Source organism: Picosynechococcus sp. PCC 73109 (assembly GCF_001521855.1).
Taxonomy (GTDB): domain Bacteria; phylum Cyanobacteriota; class Cyanobacteriia; order Cyanobacteriales; family MRBY01; genus MRBY01.
Genome location: NZ_CP013998.1, coordinates 2,677,789 through 2,694,502, shown reverse-complemented (window position 1 = coordinate 2,694,502; position 16,714 = coordinate 2,677,789). Strand labels below are relative to the sequence as shown.

Sequence of the window (16,714 nt, the reverse complement as noted above, 5' to 3'; positions counted from 1 at the left end):
TTTGGCGGGAATAAATAGTAAGATCGACGGGTCTACTTTGTCCTATCTTTGATTTTCGATGCCCATGGTTTCCCCTGATTCTGCCGCTAATCTCTCTGAACAACTTGACCGTATCCAGCAGGAATTATTAGCGATCGCCGCCCAATATGAAGGCAACGGGGAAAGGCTCCTGGAGATTTTGCGCGAACTAGAATTCACCCATCGTCAAATTTCTGAAGATTATTTTTATCCGAGTCTCCCGGAACGGCGGCGGGATCTGTACAACATCCTGCGGGACATGGAAACAGAAGGGGGATGGCCCTACATTGCGCGGCCGAAGTTACAGTTTATTTTGGAAAAGTTTTTGGCGGTGGAGTCAGAAGCTTTAGAGAATGATTCTGAGGATGACGGGGAAGAATAAAAGTAGAGCAAGATATTTCAGGCGAAACCATGGTCTCCGCTGCCCTCTACGACTGCTTAGAATTTGGCATCTCATCCCCGCGCCTTTTAACCCGCCTAACGGCGGCGATCGCCCAGCAGTTACAGGTAGATTGGGTTTGTTTGAGGGTCGATTTAAGCCCATCCCAAAGCCTGACCGAGACCTGGCCCACGAACCTAGCCGATGTCAATCTTGTTCTACCCCAAGAATTTCACCCTGACATTTGCACCTATACCGATTTACGTCACACGCCTTATCACGCTCTGATGGCCCAGGGTCTGGAGGCGATCGCCACTGTGCCCCTCCCCGCACAGCAGGCCCAGGGTTATCTATGGCTCGGTTGTCAGTCCCAAACCTTACCCCAGATAAATACCCTTGAGGCACTCCGTCCACCGCTCCAGTTGGCCCTTGGAATCTTGGCCCAGCAAAACCGCATCGTCAATTGCCAACAGTACCAACAGGCCCAGCGGGAAATTCAGCAGCTCATTGATGAAATTCAGGACACACCAAAATTATTTCAGGCCGCCAGTACCCAACTCCAAACAATTTTCGGCGTCGAGCAGGGAGGTATTCTTTTACTCAAATCGGCGAATCCCCTCCGTCAACGACAGGAACCTGATCCGACGGATACTTTGGAGCTTAAGTCTAGCTGGTCTGAGCTGCCGACCCAATGGTCGCTCCAGGACTGTGAACTCTGTCAGGTGGCTTGGCAAAAAGCGCCTCTGGTGTGGGCGATCGCCGATACCACAACCCATCCCTGGCAATCTCCTCTGGTGCGATCCCAAGTCCGTAGCCTACTCTTTGCTCCGTTAATGGGTGGGCAACTGTCTTCCCAGCACAGTCAACCAGTCTTAGGCTTTGTGATTTTGGCCCAGCGATCGCCCCGACAATGGCTCCCCGAAGAAATTCAAACCATGGCCAGCATTGCTCACCAATTGGGCCGCACGATGATCCACCACCAGGCCCTCCGGCAGGTGCAATCCCTGGTCGAAGAACGCACGAGTCAATTGAAATGGAGCCTTGAAGTCCAGGCGAAACTTAGTCAACAGATGCGGCACCAAATTCAACAACTGCGGCACCTTAATCGCTTGAAGGATGATTTTTTGAGCACCGTTAGTCACGAACTCAATACTCCCCTGGCAACGATGAAGCTGGCGATTAAAATGCTCAAACAACCGGGGCGATCGCCAGAAAAACAACGGACTTATTTAAACATTCTCGATCAAGAACTCAACCGAGAAAGCAAACTCATCCACGACCTGCTCCAGCTCCAACAGGCAGAGGCCAGTGAATTTGCCCTCAAACCCCAACGCCTCGCCCTCGGCCCGGCCCTCTCAGAGCTTGTGCAAAAGTTCCAAGATCGCTGGACTCCCCTCAAACAACTCCAGTTTCACCTCCGGTTTAAGCCCAAGGCTCTCAGCACAAAATTGCAATTTGAGACGGACCCCGAACAGTTTCTCAATGCCATGAGTGAACTCCTCACCAATGCCGGGAAATATGCCACCCCCAAGAGTAACGTTACCCTCAGCGTTGAATATTTGGGGCGATCGCCAGCCCGGATTCAAATTCGCCTTTGTAACGATGGAGCCGCCATCCACACCGAAGAACAATCCCAAATTTTTGATAAATTTCGTCGGGGCACCGGAGCCACGGCCCAGGCCATTCCTGGTACTGGTCTTGGTCTCGCCCTTGTGAAAACCATTGTTGAACATTTAGAAGGTAGCATTACCGTTTCTAGTGACCCCAATCCTCACCGCAATGATTACCGCACGTGCTTTCTATTGGATTTTCCCCAGGCGATCGCCGGGTTTTAACGGGCGGATTTTTAGATCAATATAATTCGACTTACTCCTCTGCATCCATGGTTTGGGGGACAAGCCTCGGATAAGGCAGACCTTGGTGGGCGAAGGCTTGTTTCGCGCGACGGATTAAATCTGTTTTATAGATAAATTCGTCCCTCGCATCCATGGGATAGCAACGGAGCTTAAATTGGGTGCCCCACATTTTTTCTTGCATCACCACCACAATCGGTAGCTTAAGCTGGGTATATTTGCTGCTGTAGGCCGCTTGGTAGAGAATTTGGATCACCTGCTCCACATCAACGCCATGGCCAAAGAAAAAGTCCGTGGCGACCTGGGCTTCGAGTTGGCCGCTATTGGCATTGGAAACCGCCTCTGTCCAGGTTTTGTTATGGGGAATGGTGACGAGGTTATCGTCGGGGGTCTGGAGCTGAATCCCCCGCAAGCCATAGCCAACGACCTCGCCATAATGTTCGCCAATTTTAATGCGATCGCCAACACGATAGGGCGCTTCAAATAAGGCCACGGCCCCGGCAATGATCGAACTGACATAATCCTTAAAGGCAAAACCCAAGGCCACGGCGATGGTGCCGGTTAGGGCGATGAGGTTGTTTTGGGAGAGATTAAAAAACAAATTCAGCAGATAAGCGAGGATTAAAATCAGGATCAAGCCTTTCCAGAAGGGGATTGATTGTTTAATCAAGAGCCGCAAGCGCCGGGGCACCCGTTCCGACAACCAGTTAATGGTGCCTTGGATCAGGGCCATCGTGCCGTAAGCAATGGCGATCGCCAGCACAGCCCGGAGGATTTTTTGGATCGTGAAATCCGTTAAAAGTCTTTGGGATAAATTTTCAGGCGGGTCAACCTGGGCGAAGAGGGTGAACCATTCAGACATCGGCACAAAGGATACTCCCATCGATTAATCTTCCCCCACGAAAAAATTGTTATTGGCCAGCTCACTTTTGAGGCGGATATAGTGGGCCGCTTGAATGGAGAGAGCCCCTTGATTTTCCCGCAACACCCCCTGGCGGAGGAGCCACTGGATCCGCGCTTGGATGCGATTCCGGGATTCCCCCAAACTCAAGGCCAAGTGAGCGCGGCTAATTTGGCCATGGATCAAGACAGAATGGAGAATGTAAAGATCACCACTGGCTAAGCTGGGGAGACTAGGCAAAGACGGTTTAACGCTCTCAAGGGTGAGGGGCTGTTGGTGCGGATCTGTTGCGTCGAAATCAAATTGGAGGTTTGGGTGTTGCTCGATTTGCTCTTGGTGAATCCGTAAGCTTTGGAGCCAAAGATTTGCGGCGATTTGACCTGTACCGTCGGCTTGACTAGCGAGATTTTGCCAATCATCGAGACGCTCGCCTTTAGGGGAATCTGATTCAGAATCTTCTTCTGGAAAGTCGTCGGGGGCACTAGGGGGCGGCGGCAAAACCACCTGGGTAATGGGTTCTAACCAAGTCTGGAGCATTTCCCCTTTTAACTTAGGGAGGGTGTCCACATGGCTAAAATAGGCGCTAATTTGTCCCACAAAATCCAGAAAGTCCCAGGCCCAATGGTTACAACTCATGATCCAGAAACAGTGGCGATTTTGAATGGTGATATCCCGGAGGGTCTCAATGCCTTCCCAACCGCCAATACACCGGAGAAAACATTGCTCTAGACAGGGAATAATCACCAGGGTTTGCCGTTGTTCTAGCTGATCCACAGTGGGCTGATCTTGGCGATCGCCTGGGCTGAGATCAATCTGGGGATAAAGTTCTAGGGCTTTTTGGATCTGTTGGCTAATGTGTCTGGGGTGGAGGGGGCGCTGTAGACAATCCAGGGGAGTGAGGATTTCCAGATCAGGAAAAGTTTGGCGGGGGATACTCTCACTCAAAATTTTGGGGAGCGGCTCCACGGGATTGCCCAGAAGCACAAAACTATTGGGGGCTTCCAAATTCGTCTGCCAAGTTTCAATGGCCTCGGTAATGGAGGCTTTGACAGGCGCACAATAGCCCTCTGGACTCGCCAGGGTTTCCAGTTGACGCGCCAACTGGAGGGACAGGGTATCGGGGAGTTCTACCAAGTCGGCAGCTTCTTCCGTGGTCGCCTGCTGCTGGGTAAACCAGGTGTGGAACTGCTGTTTGAGGGAGTCAACAAAAAGAGGTGCCATGGCATCGGTAGGAAAAAGCTGCGGGGCGATCGCCAATCCATTCCCGGAGGAATCATCGTTATCAAGCCCATTTGCTCACAATTTGTCCGCCATTTTAGGGGATATTTGCAGAGCAGCCGACTTTTTCATCAAGATTGCGTCATTTTACCCAATGGCTCCCCCGGTGATCGCCACAATTTCGTCGCAAATTAATATCTTTGTCGTTTTTAAGAAATATACAAAAAATCGTTTATTGCCAGGGTGATTCGTTATTACAGAAGAGAGAATCAGAGGGCATTGTATGGGGTTTCCACGTCGCTTTGTTAAATTTCTCTTACTGGCCTGTTTAAGCTGTCTGTTGGCGATCGCCGGATTGTCTGGGTGCCAACAAATCCTCCAAATCAGCCAGGTCACCAACCAAGCCGCGCCTTTTCCCGCCGTTGCCGCGCTCCCTTTACCAGAACTACCCGACTGGATCACCGAAATTAGCCCCACCGGAGAAGCCGCCGACCTCGCCCAAATCAGGATTCTGTTTAAACATCCCCTGATTCCCGTCGCCCAACTCGAAAGCCCCCAGGAAACAGCCCTCCTCCAAAATGTTGAACTGATTCCCGCCATTTCTGGGCAATTTCGCTTTCTCACGCCGAAAATGATTGGTTTTCAAGCCGACCAACCCCTGCCCAAAGCCACCCGTTTCCAAGTCACTCTCAAATCCGGTTTAGGGGATCTCGAAAATAATCAACTCACGGAAGATTTAGCTTGGACATTCCAAACACCCCAAATTCGCCTCAGCAATTTACCTGGGGTTGTCGGCACTTTGCCCGAAGATGCAGAACCCTTGGGTCTTGAGGAAGCAAGCACAGTGACTAGCAACACCCGACTCGACCTCGACTCCCTCAAGCAACACACTGTTTTTGTCAGCGGCCAGAGCAAAGTTAAGGCAACTGTTACGATGCAGGAACCGCCAGCAGATATTCTTTCAGACGGTCAATTCGATCCAGAAAAAACCTGGCAATACATTGTCAAACCCCGTCAGCCTTTACAGAAAGCAAGTCAATACACCCTAGAATTTCAACCGGGAATCGCCCCAGACCAAGGCAATTTGCCCACCGAAAAAAGCTTTCGCTCCGTCTTTAAAACCTATGCGCCGTTGCAATATGAAGAAATGGCTTTCTATGGGCAGCCGGATGCGGGGGGAGCCTATGGTCGTTTTGTAAAAGGGAGCGCCCAACTGGTTTTTAATAATGGTTTGGATGCCGATTCTGCCCTTGAAAATATTACGATTAGCCCAAAACCGGAGGGGGATGATCTCGCCGTTCGTACCTATCCCGGTAGTCGCTCGGTGGATCTGAATCCGTGGGTACTCCAACCGAATACCGATTACACGATTACCCTCGGCAAAAATCTTAAGGATCAATACGGGCAAACCCTCGGCAAGGATCAAACCCTTACCTATAATCCCGGTGATGTGGCGGCGGATATTTGGGCGCAGCGGGATCTGAATATTTTTCCGGCGGGGACGGATCTAAATCTTGATATTGAAACGATTAATTTACCGGAAGGGAAGTTTCAGGCGGGTTATCGGGTGGTGCAACCGACGGATTTGGTTTACGCGGCGACGGCTTATCCGCAAAATAACCGCACCGATTTAGTGCCGTCCGAAAGCAGTTGGGAAAGCATTACAGTCAAACAACCGAAAAATCAGTTGGTGAAAACGCCGATTCCGATTCGGGAAAAATTGGGTGGGAATACGGGTTTACTCGCTTACGGGATTACGGCAAAAACCAATACCTACAAGGATCAGAATAATCAAACCCAGTGGCGATCGCCGCAATATTATGGCTTGGTGCAGTTGACGAATTTGGGGGTGTTTGCCCAGTGGTTTCCGGAGTCGGGCATCGTGCGGGTACACCATCTGGATACGGGGGAGGCTGTCCCTAATGTCCAGATCGAAATTTATCAATCCAAGTTAGATCAAAAAACGAAGGGCACACCGCAAGCTTGTTTTACGGGGCAGACCGATGCGGGGGGTAATTTACTCGTTACGGGAAATGGCTGGCGGAGTTGTTTGCAGGGTCAGGATTATGCGCCGCAATTACTCGTGATTGCCCGCGAAAATTCGGACTGGGCTTTTACGCGTACTGATGAGTACAGCGGTTCCTACGGTTACGGGATTTATGCCGATTGGGATAATGGGGAAACCCAAGGGCGGGGCACAATTTTTAGCGATCGCCAACTGTATCAACCGGGCGAAAAGGCTTATTTTACGGGGGTTGCCTATTATTTAAAAAATGGGAAATTGCGGCAAGATATTAACCAAAATTACAAGGTGATCCTGAGTAACCCAGAGGGGAAAGAGACCACTTTAGGCAACTTCCAAACGAATCGCTACGGCACGTTTACGGTGGAATGGGATGTGCCGAAAACGCAGGATTTGGGGAATTATTACCTCCGCGCCGAAGCTGCCAATGGGGTGAATATTTACGGGGATTTTCGGGTGGCTGAATTCCGGCCGCCCAATTTCAAAGTGGATCTCAAGCTCGATCAAAAATTTGCAAAGATGGGCGATCGCCTGACGGCTACGACCCAGAGCGATTATTTGTTTGGTGCGCCCGTGAGCAACAGCAAGGTGAATTATTACGTCACCCGCAGTCGCGGTTATTTTCAACCGGAGGGATGGGACGAATTCCAGTTTGGGCGGCAGTGGCATTGGTCGGAAACGGAGCCGTCCATTAGTAGCGATGTCCTGCAAACGCAAAAAACCTTAAACGATGGCGGGCAAAGTTCCCAAACCATCGACGTGGCGCGGGATCTGCCCTATCCGGTGACCTATCGCGTGGAAACAGAAGTGACCGATGCGGCGAATTTGTCCGTGTCCAATACCCAAACCTTTACCGCGTTGCCCGGCGATCGCCTGATTGGGATCAACCATGATTTCGTTGCCGATGCGGAAAAACCCTTTAAAACCCAAGTGATTGTCACCAGTCCCGACGGGAAAGCGATTGATGGGCAAACGGTCAAATTAGAATTGCAGAAGGTCAATTACAGCGAAGTTTCCCAAATTATCGAGGGATCTCAAGTTAAACGCCCCCAAGTGGAATACGAGGCGATCGCCAGTCAAACTATTAAATCTGCCGCCAAACCCCAAACCGTTGAACTGACTGCCCCCGACAGTGGTTCCTATCGACTCCATGCCACGATTAGCGGGCAACCCGATGCCGCCGCCACCGATAGTTTCATTTGGGTCAGCGGTGCGGGCTGGTTTAATTGGGGCGATCGCTTCGACAATAACCGCGTCGAAGTCACCCTCGACAAAGATGAATACAAAATTGGCGACACCGCGACAGCATTAATTCAATCCCTCTACCCCGAAGCAGAACTGTATTTTTCCGTGATTCGCCACGGCGTACTGTACGAAACCCAGCAAACCGTGACCGGAGCCGCGCCCCAAGTGCAATTTACCGTCACGCCGGAGATGTTGCCCAATGCGGCGGTGGAAGCCGTTTTGATTCATAGGGGGGAATCCATTGAAGCTGCCCGCAAAAATGGCGTGGATAAGCTGATGAAAATTGGCTTTGATGATTTCCGCACGAGCCTCGCGGAGAAAAAATTAACCGTCGCCATTCAGCCGCAGCAAGATAAAGTGATGCCCGGTGACGCACAAACCTTAAATCTGCAACTCAAGGATCAAGGGGATCAACCCGTTGCCGGACAGTTAACGGTGATGGTGGTCAATGAAGCGATTTTGCAATTGACGGGCTATCGTCCTCCCGATCTGCTGGCTGAAATTTATCGCGACCAACCGATCACCACCCGCTGGGCTGATAATCGCCCCGATGTGAACATTGCGCCGATGGATTCGACCGAAGCAAAAGGTTGGGGTTATGGCGGTGGCGCATCCTCGGCTTTAGCAAATACCCGCACCCGCACCGATTTTAAGGCGATCGCCTACTATAACGGGGCTGTTTTAACCGATGAACAGGGTCAAGCAGAAGTCTCCTTCACGCTGCCCGATGACCTGACCACCTGGCGTGTCTTAGTCGTCGCGACGGATGATCAAATGCGTTTTGGTAATGGCGACGAAACCTTTATCGTAACCCAACCCCTGCTCACCAATCCCGTTCTCCCCCAATTTGCACGGGTGGGCGATCGCCTTGAGGGGGGCGTGATGGTCACCAATACCACGGGTGCCAAAGGTCGCTTAAATATTGAAGCCCAAGTACAGGGGGCGATGGAATTTGCCCAAGGGAATAAACAACGGCAAAGTCAAACCGCCGAAATTGGCAATGGTACAGAAGTGTACCGTTTTCCGATGGTTGCCAACGAAGCCGGAACCGCCACCTTTAAATTTACAACCCAGAAAAATGGGGTCGCCGATGCCGTGGAAGTGCCCCTCGAAGTCAAACAATTAAGCGTCAAAGAACAGGCGATCGCCACGGGGATTTTGACCGAGGACGAAGTAAAAATTCCCCTGAACATCGATCGGCAGGTGGTTCCCAACCAAGGCGGTTTAACGGTGACCGTTGCCAGTACCCTAATCCCAGAATTAACCGCCCCGGCCCAAGATACGTTTTACAACGACGATTTTCCGTTCCTCGAACCCACTGCCAGCCAGTTGCTCATTGCCGCCAATTTAGAAATCCTCAAACAGCGTTATGGTGAAGCCTTCGAGAATTTTGATATCCAAACCGAAGCGAGCCAAGCCCTCACCCACCTCACCCAATTACAACTCGCCAGCGGTGGATTTGCCTCCTTCCCCGGAGACGACACCCCCGATCCCTATGTCACCCCCTACGCCGCCGAGGCGATCGCCCTTGCCCAGCAAGCCGGATTGAGCGTTGATGAAAATGTGGTGAATAAGCTTAGACAATACCTCGATCAAACCCTTGCCAACCCCGCCCAATTTAGCGAATGCAGCACCACCAATTGTAAAAATACCGTCCGCCTCGAAACCCTCTTAGCCCTCGATCAACTGGGGGATGTGCGGGGCGACTTTGCGGCAACTTTGTACGATGCCCGCGAGGAGTTTGATACCGTCGGCAAAATTAAATTAGCCCGCCACCTTTCCCAACTGCTCGATTGGCAAATCCAAGCCCAGAAGTTAGCTGATGAAATCAACGAGTTAATTTATCAAACCGGACGCACCGCCCAGATTAATTTGCCCCAACGCTGGTTTTGGTATCACTCCAACACCACCGCCCAGTCCCAAGCCCTCCGGCTTTTTGTGGACATTGAGCAAACCCCCACCACCCTCAGCCAAGTCTTGCAAGGGTTGCTCGATCAACGGCGCGATGGCACCTGGCAAACCAGTTATGACAATGCCCAAGCCCTCACCGCCTTAACTGCCTATAGCGCAACGGAATCGATTCCGCTCAGTTTGAGTGGCGCTATCAAGCTTGACCGTAAACAATTGGGTGAATTTAACTTCCAAGGCTACGAAAACCCCAGTGCCACCGTCGATGTGCCGATGCAGGATCTCCCCAAAGGCGATCGCCAACTGATCATTCAAAAAGACGGCGACGGCAAACTCCATTACCTGAGCGAATTTAACTACCGTCTCCCGGGCAGCCAACCCGGCAAATTAAATGGATTGCGCATTACCCGCTATATCCGCCCCGCTAACCAAACCGAAGTTATTCGTAAATACGGACTGTACGACCTCAAAGAACCCTTTAGCGTCGAAGCCGGACAAGTCTTTGACATTGGCTTAGAAGTAATTACCGATCACCCCGTCGATCATGTGCTGATTAGCGATCCCCTCCCCGCCGGCTTCGAGGCCATTGATACCGCCTTCCAAACCGCCACCACCTATTACCAACCCCAACAGGACGCATGGCAACTCAGCTACCAAAAAGTCTATAAAGATAAAGTCGTTGCCTACGGCGATCGCCTGAATGCGGGCGTTTACAATTTGCACTATTTAGTCCGCGCCATCACCCCCGGCAGCTTTGACTATCCTGGGGCTGAAGTATCACTGCAATACAACGCCGAAACCTTCGGCAGAAGTACTTCTTCGACGTTAGAGGTGAATTAGGCGGGGAAAATCCGCAAACGGCGATTGGGTTCTTCCCCAAAGCTCGATGATTGCAAACGGTAATGTTCAATCAATTCGTGTTGCATCTTACGGATTTTGGCCGAACGGGGCAGCAGTTCCACGGGTTGACCCTGGGGAATGACAATCTGCTCCACCGCCAGGCGGGCTTCTTCGAGGGCATCGATTTCGTCGTCACTATTGCTTTGGGCAAATAACCGTAAATCTGTCGGTTCCTGGTTTTGGGGATCATCTAAATTCAAAATGCGCCGCAAACCCCGCGTGATTTGGGGGATTGTATTGGACTTCACCGCATGGATCGGCACATGGCAAGTTTGGGCGATTTGACGCAATTTGGAATGATTTTTCAACTGCGATCGCAACGCTAAAACCGCATCGGCTCCTTCGAGATCTTTGGTGAGTTCGATGGGCAGCCGCAAAATTTCGATCACCTGCTCTAGCTGCGATCGCCCGACGCCATAGGGATAGACATACACGGGATAATCCTCTCCATTGGGGCCAGGCACTCGCACTTTCTCCTGCTGTTGTGGATCACGGGCAATCCAAGATTGATCAATGAGGGGATCGAGGGCGTTGCTTCTAGGGGAAACTAATTTTTTTTTCTGGCTACCGAAAGGGAGAGGAGCCATTTTGCCAGAAGCACGCAGTCCCCGTGGACGGCTGGGTTCAGGGGCCATCTTTGTTTGGGGGTTCCAGTTAGGAATCTCGACGGGATGCTCCATTTCCTCGGTGATCTTCACATTGCCTTGATCATCGACGGTGCGTACTTCCAGTAACGGTTGGTGACCCCGCAAGAGGGTATCAATGGTGATCGACACATCACTATGAACCACCCACCGTTGCCGTTCTAACATTTCTACGGCCACATCAAAGGTTGGAGGCGCTTTTCGTTCGAGGACGGTTTTTTGCGATCGCCGTTTTCGGGCCTCTTCATCCCCCAGGGTAACGGCTTGGATGCCGCCGACGAGATCCGAAAGGGTGGGGTTTTTAATCAAGTTTTCAATGCGGTTGCCGTGGGCCGTCCCGACAAGTTGAACACCCCGTTCGGCAATGGTTCTGGCGGCCTGGGCTTCAAGTTCTGTACCAATTTCATCGATGATAATCACTTCAGGCATATGGTTTTCCACCGCCTCGATCATCACCTTATGTTGCAGTTCCGGGGTAGCCACCTGCATCCGGCGGGCGCGACCAATGGCGGAATGGGGAATATCACCGTCCCCGGCAATTTCATTGGAAGTATCGATAATCACCACCCGTTTACCAAAGTCATCGGCGAGAACCCGCGCAATTTCCCGCAGAGCTGTGGTTTTACCGACCCCAGGCCGTCCTAACAAGAGGATCGATTTACCACTTTCAACGAGTTCCTGGATCATCAAAATCGTGCCAAACACGGCGCGACCGATGCGACAGGTTAAACCAACGATGTCCCCCTGGCGGTTGCGCATGGCACTGATCCGGTGCAGGGTGCGTTCGATACCCGCCCGGTTGTCGCCACTAAACATCCCCACCCGCTCCACGGAATATTGCAAATCTTCGCGGCTAATGGGGCGATCGCCTAGATCTTCGGTGCTATTTTCAAAGCGAGCTTCAGGGATGCGACCGAGATCCATCACCACTTCGATCAGGGCGTTTTTATTGGGGTGGTCAGCGAGGCGATCGCGGATCGCATCGGGCAAAATCGTCAGCAGTTTTTCGAGATCGTCCGTCACGAGGCGACGGTGGGCCGGAAAAGCAGGGGATTGGGGTGCAGTCATAGACTAAGGCTTGGGTTTAACGAAGATTTTAATGGATTTATCAACTGGGTGGCGTGGGCGATCGCCTGGTCAAACCGTTCGGGATCGCTTTCGAGGGGTTGCGGCTGCATTTCAACGGCCTTTTCAAGGATCGGTTGGAGTATTTTTCGGGCATAACCGCCAAAGGCAACCCCAGCAATAAAAGGCGATCGTCCTTCATTCAATAGACCAAGATGTCGCAATTTATCGAAGGTGTGATTATTCGTACCGCCCGCCAGTTGCACATATCCCGGTAAACCGCTCTGGAGTACCTTCTGGGCAAACTGAATACTGGCATGGATTGTCCCTTTACCAATGTCGCCACTCATCGGTCGTCCGTCGGTCTGCCAAAGGAGGAGACAGTCGAGGGGCTGAATTTCTATGAGCAATTGTTCGAGATAAGACAACACATCGGGATGATCCTGGCAGCTAATCGCAAGTAATTTGAGGTGATGGTGGACGGGTTTGAGGGTCTGCCAGAGTCGCTGAAAATCGGCAAAATGGCCCGCTTGGGTATGGATTTCCACCGCATCGATCGCCATGGTTGTGATCATTTCCGCCGCAATGTGGGGACTGGAAATATAATTTTTCGCTTCGATTAAACCCAAAGGACAGATAGGCAAACAGCGGCCGCAACCATAACAGCGATCGCCAATTACACCCGTGTGATCAATCGCTAGGGCAGGACAAACGGTTTCGCAGGGGCGCAGACAATCGGCGGGACAATGGTTTGGATTAAAAAACGCTTTGCGGAAATGGGGATCTTCGGCATCATTGAGGCTAATCATCAACCAGGGTTTGCCCTGCCATTGGGGAAATTTTGCGGGATTTTGACGGGCGATCGCCTCCGCCTGGGTGAGCGATTCCTGGGCCATGGTCACCACCGCCGGATCCGCCGCTACATCGATGCAATCGGCACCCACTAAGCTATAGACGAGGGTCAAATCACGGATGGCGGGGAGATGCTGAAAACTCGCACCACAGATGAGTTTGAACCAGTGGCCAGCGGTGAGGGATTGGGCAGGAAAAAGAGATTGCTTCACCCCTTTATCGTAACGCTCTAATTTTCCCTTTGGAAAGTCTTGATCAGGAGAGAAAGATGTAAAAAACCGTAAGGGCGATCGCCTTTCTTCCCGACCTCTAACCCACAATAGAAAGAATAACCCCTGATCTTTGTGGATATGTTGCAACACGACGTCATTATTGTCGGTGGTGGTTTGGCTGGCTGCCGCGCTGCCCTTGAGATTAAAAAGAAAAATCCAAACTTTGATGTGGGACTCGTCGCGAAAACCCACCCGATCCGCTCCCATTCCGTGGCGGCCCAAGGGGGGATTGCTGCCAGCTTGAAAAATGTTGATCCAGAAGATAATTGGGAAGCCCACGCCTTCGATACGGTCAAAGGTTCTGATTACCTCGCCGATCAAGATGCCGTCGAAATTCTGACGAAAGAAGCCCCCGATGTGATTATCGAATTGGAACATTTAGGGGTTTTGTTTTCGCGCCTCGAAGATGGCCGCATTGCCCAACGCGCCTTCGGGGGTCATTCCCATAAACGGACTTGCTACGCTGCCGATAAAACGGGTCACGCGATCCTCCATGAACTGGTGAATAATTTGCGACGAAACGGGGTCAAAATTTACGACGAATGGTACGTGATGAATCTGATTTTTGAGGAAAATCAGGCGAAGGGCATTGTCATGTATCACATCGAAACAGGACATTTAGAAATTGTTCAAGCGAAGGCGGTGATGTTTGCAACGGGGGGCTATGGCCGGGTATTTAATACGACCTCCAATGATTTTGCTTCCACCGGAGACGGTCTGGCGATGACGGCGGCGGTGGGGTTGCCCTTAGAAGATATGGAATTTGTGCAGTTTCATCCAACGGGGCTCTTTCCAGTGGGAGTTCTGATCTCGGAGGCGGTGCGTGGTGAGGGAGCTTATCTGCGCAATAGTGAAGGCGATCGCTTTATGGAAAAGTACGCCCCGAAGCAGATGGAATTGGCCCCACGGGATATTACTTCCCGGGCGATTACCCTAGAAATTCGGGCAGGACGAGGAATTCATCCCGATGGCAGTGCCGGGGGAAATTTTGTCCATCTCGACCTGACTCACATGGGCAAGGAAAAAATTATGGAGCGGGTGCCCTTTTGTTGGGAAGAAGCCCACCGTCTTGTCGGCGTTGATGCCATTAATGAACCGATGCCTGTGCGTCCCACGGCTCACTATTCCATGGGCGGCATCCCCGTGAATACCGATGGTCGGGTGCGGCGCAATGGTACCGAATTAACCGAGGGCTTTTTTGCGGCAGGGGAATGTGCCTGTGTCTCCGTCCATGGAGCCAACCGTCTCGGCAGTAATTCCCTTTTAGAATGTGTGGTCTATGGCCAGCGGGTCGGTGGCAAGATTGCCGATTATATTGGCGATCGCCCTTTCCCAGAGATTAACGAACAACAATATTTAGACGAAGCGAAAAATCGCATCGGGCAGCTCCTCAATCAATCCGGCAATCTGCGCATCCATAATCTCAGGCAGCAGTTTCAAGACGCCATGAGCGACCATTGTGGTGTCTTTAGAACTGAGGCAACCATGGCGGCAGGGCTAGAACAAATCCAACACCTGAAAGACCGATACAATCATCTTTTTCTCGATGACAAAGATATCCATTGGAATACGGAACTGATTGAAGCCCTAGAGTTACAGAGCATTTTAAAAGTCGGAGAAGCTATTCTTACCTCTGCTTACCACCGCAAAGAAAGTCGGGGGGCGCACTCCAGGGAAGATTTTCCCACCAGGGATGATCAAACCTATCTAGCCCATACCCTGAGTTTCTGCAATGACACAGGTGTAACGATTGAGTATATGCCCGTCGTCATTAATCGTTTTGAACCCAAAGAGCGTAAGTATTGAAGCCTTCAGCCCTTCTCAAAGATGGTGCTGTGGCATGTTCCCCAAAAATACGGATTGAGGTTCCTTAGAAAAGACTCACCACGTCAAGGGAAGCGTGACCGTTGCAGGGCGTTGACTGGTCGTTTCTAAATCTAAAGCTTGCTCGACCTGTTGATAAATTTGGGCGGCTTCTTCGGGGGAATTGCCAATGCTGGTCAGCCCTAATTTGCCAAATTCTGAAAGGGTGCCCATCAGGTGGAACACGCTCCCTGTTTTTGTACTGCTGTCGAAATGGAGGCCATGGGCGGCGATGATATCCATCAAATCACTGGGCAGGAGGCCTTGGTATTGGGGTTTCTGGAGATTGTCAGAGGCGATGTAGTATTTTTTCTGGTGTTGGGGCGTGAAAAATGACCCTGTAGCGCAGTCATAGAAGCCGTTGGTTAACAGTTGTAATGTCATCAACGGATGGGTCGTGCCCCCTTTGCGGAGGTTAATTTCAATGGCCTGGAGATCCCAACTGTGGTCGGGGTTTTCGGTGGCGATAAAATCGACGCCATAGCGTTCCATCGCTCCCTTTTCAGCGAGAATCTTGCCGACTTTTAGGCCCAGTTCCTGTAACTGTAGGCGATATTCGCTGGCGGCTGGAAAATGGCATCCTAAGTAAATTTGACCATCCTGTCCCCCCAGAATTTGGTCGTGGGTCGAGAGGATTTGGACTTCGCCACTGGGCGTGATTAACCCTTGGACACTGGGCGATCGCTTTGGATTTCCTTCGATAAAGGCTTCGGCGATCGCCCCTAGTTCGGGAATGCGCGAGGCAAAATTATCCCAGGTTTCGCCGCTGGCCTGGAAACTGAGCTTGGGCAAAGCCGCCGCAATCTGTTCACAACGTTCCGTAAAACTGTCTCCTGGCGACACAGTAGGTAACTTTAACACCGCATTCCCTTCCCCTGAAAACCCCTCGTTTAGCTTAATTACAATCCGTTTGAGGTGGGGTTGCCGCTCCCACAGTTGCGCCGTAACCTGGATCAACTCCGGCACCGTTTTTACCAAAGCACTGCCATCGGGAAAGGGAACACCCGCCGTTTGAAAGATCTCGCGACTGCCACTTTTCGAGCCCCAATAGTTCAGGCTGGGGCTGGCGGCAAAGAGGGGAATTTGCAGTTTTTCTGACAGTTCCTGTTCTAGGGGCGTTGAGTTGTAACACACCATATAGGACTGGTTCGGCCGTAGGGCGCGGCGAATTCTTTCGACCAGCCGGGGCCGCTCCAAAATCTTTTGGGTTAAAGGTTTGTAGGAGTTGTCATAGGTGGTCACCAACAGCAGGCGATCGCGGGCATGGGAAAACGGAATTCCTGATAGGAGCTGGAGATAATAATCAATAATTAAGGGAGCGAGGGGTTGGGCCGTAACGTAAATCAAGCGCGTGTGGGGATTGCGCAGGCGAATCAGTGAGAACAGTAACCGCTCTTCATAGTGCAAAAATCCAGGCACCTTCTGGCCGACCCGCTGATCCACACTAAAAGAAGGCACCACTAAAATATCTTGATCGTCCGCCTCAAAATCAGCAGAATCTTGCCAACGCTGGCGCAGTTGCTGTTGTAATGCCGCAAAGGTCTGGAAAGAAGGATTATGCACCGTTTTTTGC

The 16,714-nt window shown here is 51.5% G+C and carries 10 protein-coding genes; 5 read left to right on the top strand and 5 right to left on the bottom strand.

Going from position 1 to position 16,714, the window contains the following annotated elements; genetic code table 11:
- Positions 1–58 precede the first annotated feature (58 nt).
- Both AWQ23_RS12855 and AWQ23_RS12850 read left to right on the top strand, forming a co-directional pair.
- Entirely contained in the window at positions 59–400 is a 342-nt protein-coding gene (locus AWQ23_RS12855; RefSeq protein WP_030007807.1) for a hypothetical protein, read from the top strand.
- Positions 401–429: 29 nt separating this feature from the next.
- Positions 430–2,232, top strand: a complete 1,803-nt coding sequence (locus AWQ23_RS12850) for a GAF domain-containing sensor histidine kinase (RefSeq protein WP_062436008.1) — start codon at positions 430–432, stop codon at positions 2,230–2,232.
- 31 nt (positions 2,233–2,263) lie between these two features.
- Here AWQ23_RS12850 and AWQ23_RS12845 read toward each other — a convergent pair whose 3' ends face one another.
- Positions 2,264–3,112 carry a mechanosensitive ion channel family protein gene (locus AWQ23_RS12845; RefSeq protein ID WP_232308908.1) on the bottom strand — a complete coding sequence of 283 codons (849 nt, stop codon included), beginning with the start codon at positions 3,110–3,112 and terminating at the stop codon, positions 2,264–2,266.
- A gap of 24 nt (positions 3,113–3,136) precedes the next feature.
- Entirely contained in the window at positions 3,137–4,372 is a 1,236-nt protein-coding gene (locus tag AWQ23_RS12840; protein ID WP_071884960.1) for a hypothetical protein, read from the bottom strand.
- On the opposite strand from AWQ23_RS12840, the gene AWQ23_RS16225 reads away from it, so the two are divergent.
- The gene (locus tag AWQ23_RS16225; RefSeq protein ID WP_198158662.1) at positions 4,371–4,616 is read left to right on the top strand and encodes a hypothetical protein; all 246 of its coding nucleotides are present in this window, start codon (positions 4,371–4,373) and stop codon (positions 4,614–4,616) included. The two genes, AWQ23_RS12840 and AWQ23_RS16225, sit on opposite strands and share 2 nt — an antisense overlap.
- A gap of 36 nt (positions 4,617–4,652) precedes the next feature.
- Positions 4,653–10,385 carry an Ig-like domain-containing alpha-2-macroglobulin family protein gene (locus tag AWQ23_RS12835; protein WP_062436002.1) on the top strand — a complete coding sequence of 1,911 codons (5,733 nt, stop codon included), beginning with the start codon at positions 4,653–4,655 and terminating at the stop codon, positions 10,383–10,385.
- Here the strand turns inward: AWQ23_RS12835 and AWQ23_RS12830 are convergent.
- Together AWQ23_RS12830 and ldpA are read right to left on the bottom strand one after the other, a co-directional pair.
- Positions 10,382–12,157 carry a R3H domain-containing nucleic acid-binding protein gene (locus AWQ23_RS12830; RefSeq protein WP_012308166.1) on the bottom strand — a complete coding sequence of 592 codons (1,776 nt, stop codon included), beginning with the start codon at positions 12,155–12,157 and terminating at the stop codon, positions 10,382–10,384. The two genes, AWQ23_RS12835 and AWQ23_RS12830, sit on opposite strands and share 4 nt — an antisense overlap.
- Positions 12,154–13,218, bottom strand: a complete 1,065-nt coding sequence (gene ldpA / locus AWQ23_RS12825; protein ID WP_062436000.1) for a circadian clock protein LdpA — start codon at positions 13,216–13,218, stop codon at positions 12,154–12,156. The genes AWQ23_RS12830 and ldpA overlap by 4 nt, the downstream gene beginning before the upstream one ends.
- A gap of 138 nt (positions 13,219–13,356) precedes the next feature.
- Between ldpA and AWQ23_RS12820 the strand changes: the two genes are divergently transcribed.
- Positions 13,357–15,084, top strand: coding sequence for a succinate dehydrogenase/fumarate reductase flavoprotein subunit (locus AWQ23_RS12820; protein WP_062435998.1), 1,728 nt, complete (start codon positions 13,357–13,359; stop codon positions 15,082–15,084).
- A 75-nt stretch (positions 15,085–15,159) separates the two neighbouring features.
- On the opposite strand, the gene AWQ23_RS12815 is transcribed toward AWQ23_RS12820, so the two are convergent.
- A complete protein-coding gene (locus tag AWQ23_RS12815) occupies positions 15,160–16,704 on the bottom strand; it encodes a peptide ligase PGM1-related protein (RefSeq protein WP_062435996.1) in 1,545 nt (514 codons plus the stop codon).
- Between the last annotated feature and the right edge of the window lie 10 nt (positions 16,705–16,714).

Excerpts from the sequence above, each read along its gene's own strand:
- AWQ23_RS12830 (WP_012308166.1), bottom strand. The coding sequence starts at position 12,157 with ATGACTGCACCCCAATCCCCTGCTTTTCCGGCCCACCGTCGCCTCGTG.
- AWQ23_RS12855 (WP_030007807.1), top strand. The coding sequence starts at position 59 with ATGCCCATGGTTTCCCCTGATTCTGCCGCTAATCTCTCTGAACAACTT.
- AWQ23_RS12850 (WP_062436008.1), top strand. The coding sequence starts at position 430 with ATGGTCTCCGCTGCCCTCTACGACTGCTTAGAATTTGGCATCTCATCC.
- AWQ23_RS12845 (WP_232308908.1), bottom strand. The coding sequence starts at position 3,112 with ATGTCTGAATGGTTCACCCTCTTCGCCCAGGTTGACCCGCCTGAAAAT.
- AWQ23_RS12840 (WP_071884960.1), bottom strand. The coding sequence starts at position 4,372 with ATGGCACCTCTTTTTGTTGACTCCCTCAAACAGCAGTTCCACACCTGG.
- AWQ23_RS12835 (WP_062436002.1), top strand. The coding sequence starts at position 4,653 with ATGGGGTTTCCACGTCGCTTTGTTAAATTTCTCTTACTGGCCTGTTTA.
- AWQ23_RS16225 (WP_198158662.1), top strand. The coding sequence starts at position 4,371 with ATGGCATCGGTAGGAAAAAGCTGCGGGGCGATCGCCAATCCATTCCCG.
- AWQ23_RS12820 (WP_062435998.1), top strand. The coding sequence starts at position 13,357 with ATGTTGCAACACGACGTCATTATTGTCGGTGGTGGTTTGGCTGGCTGC.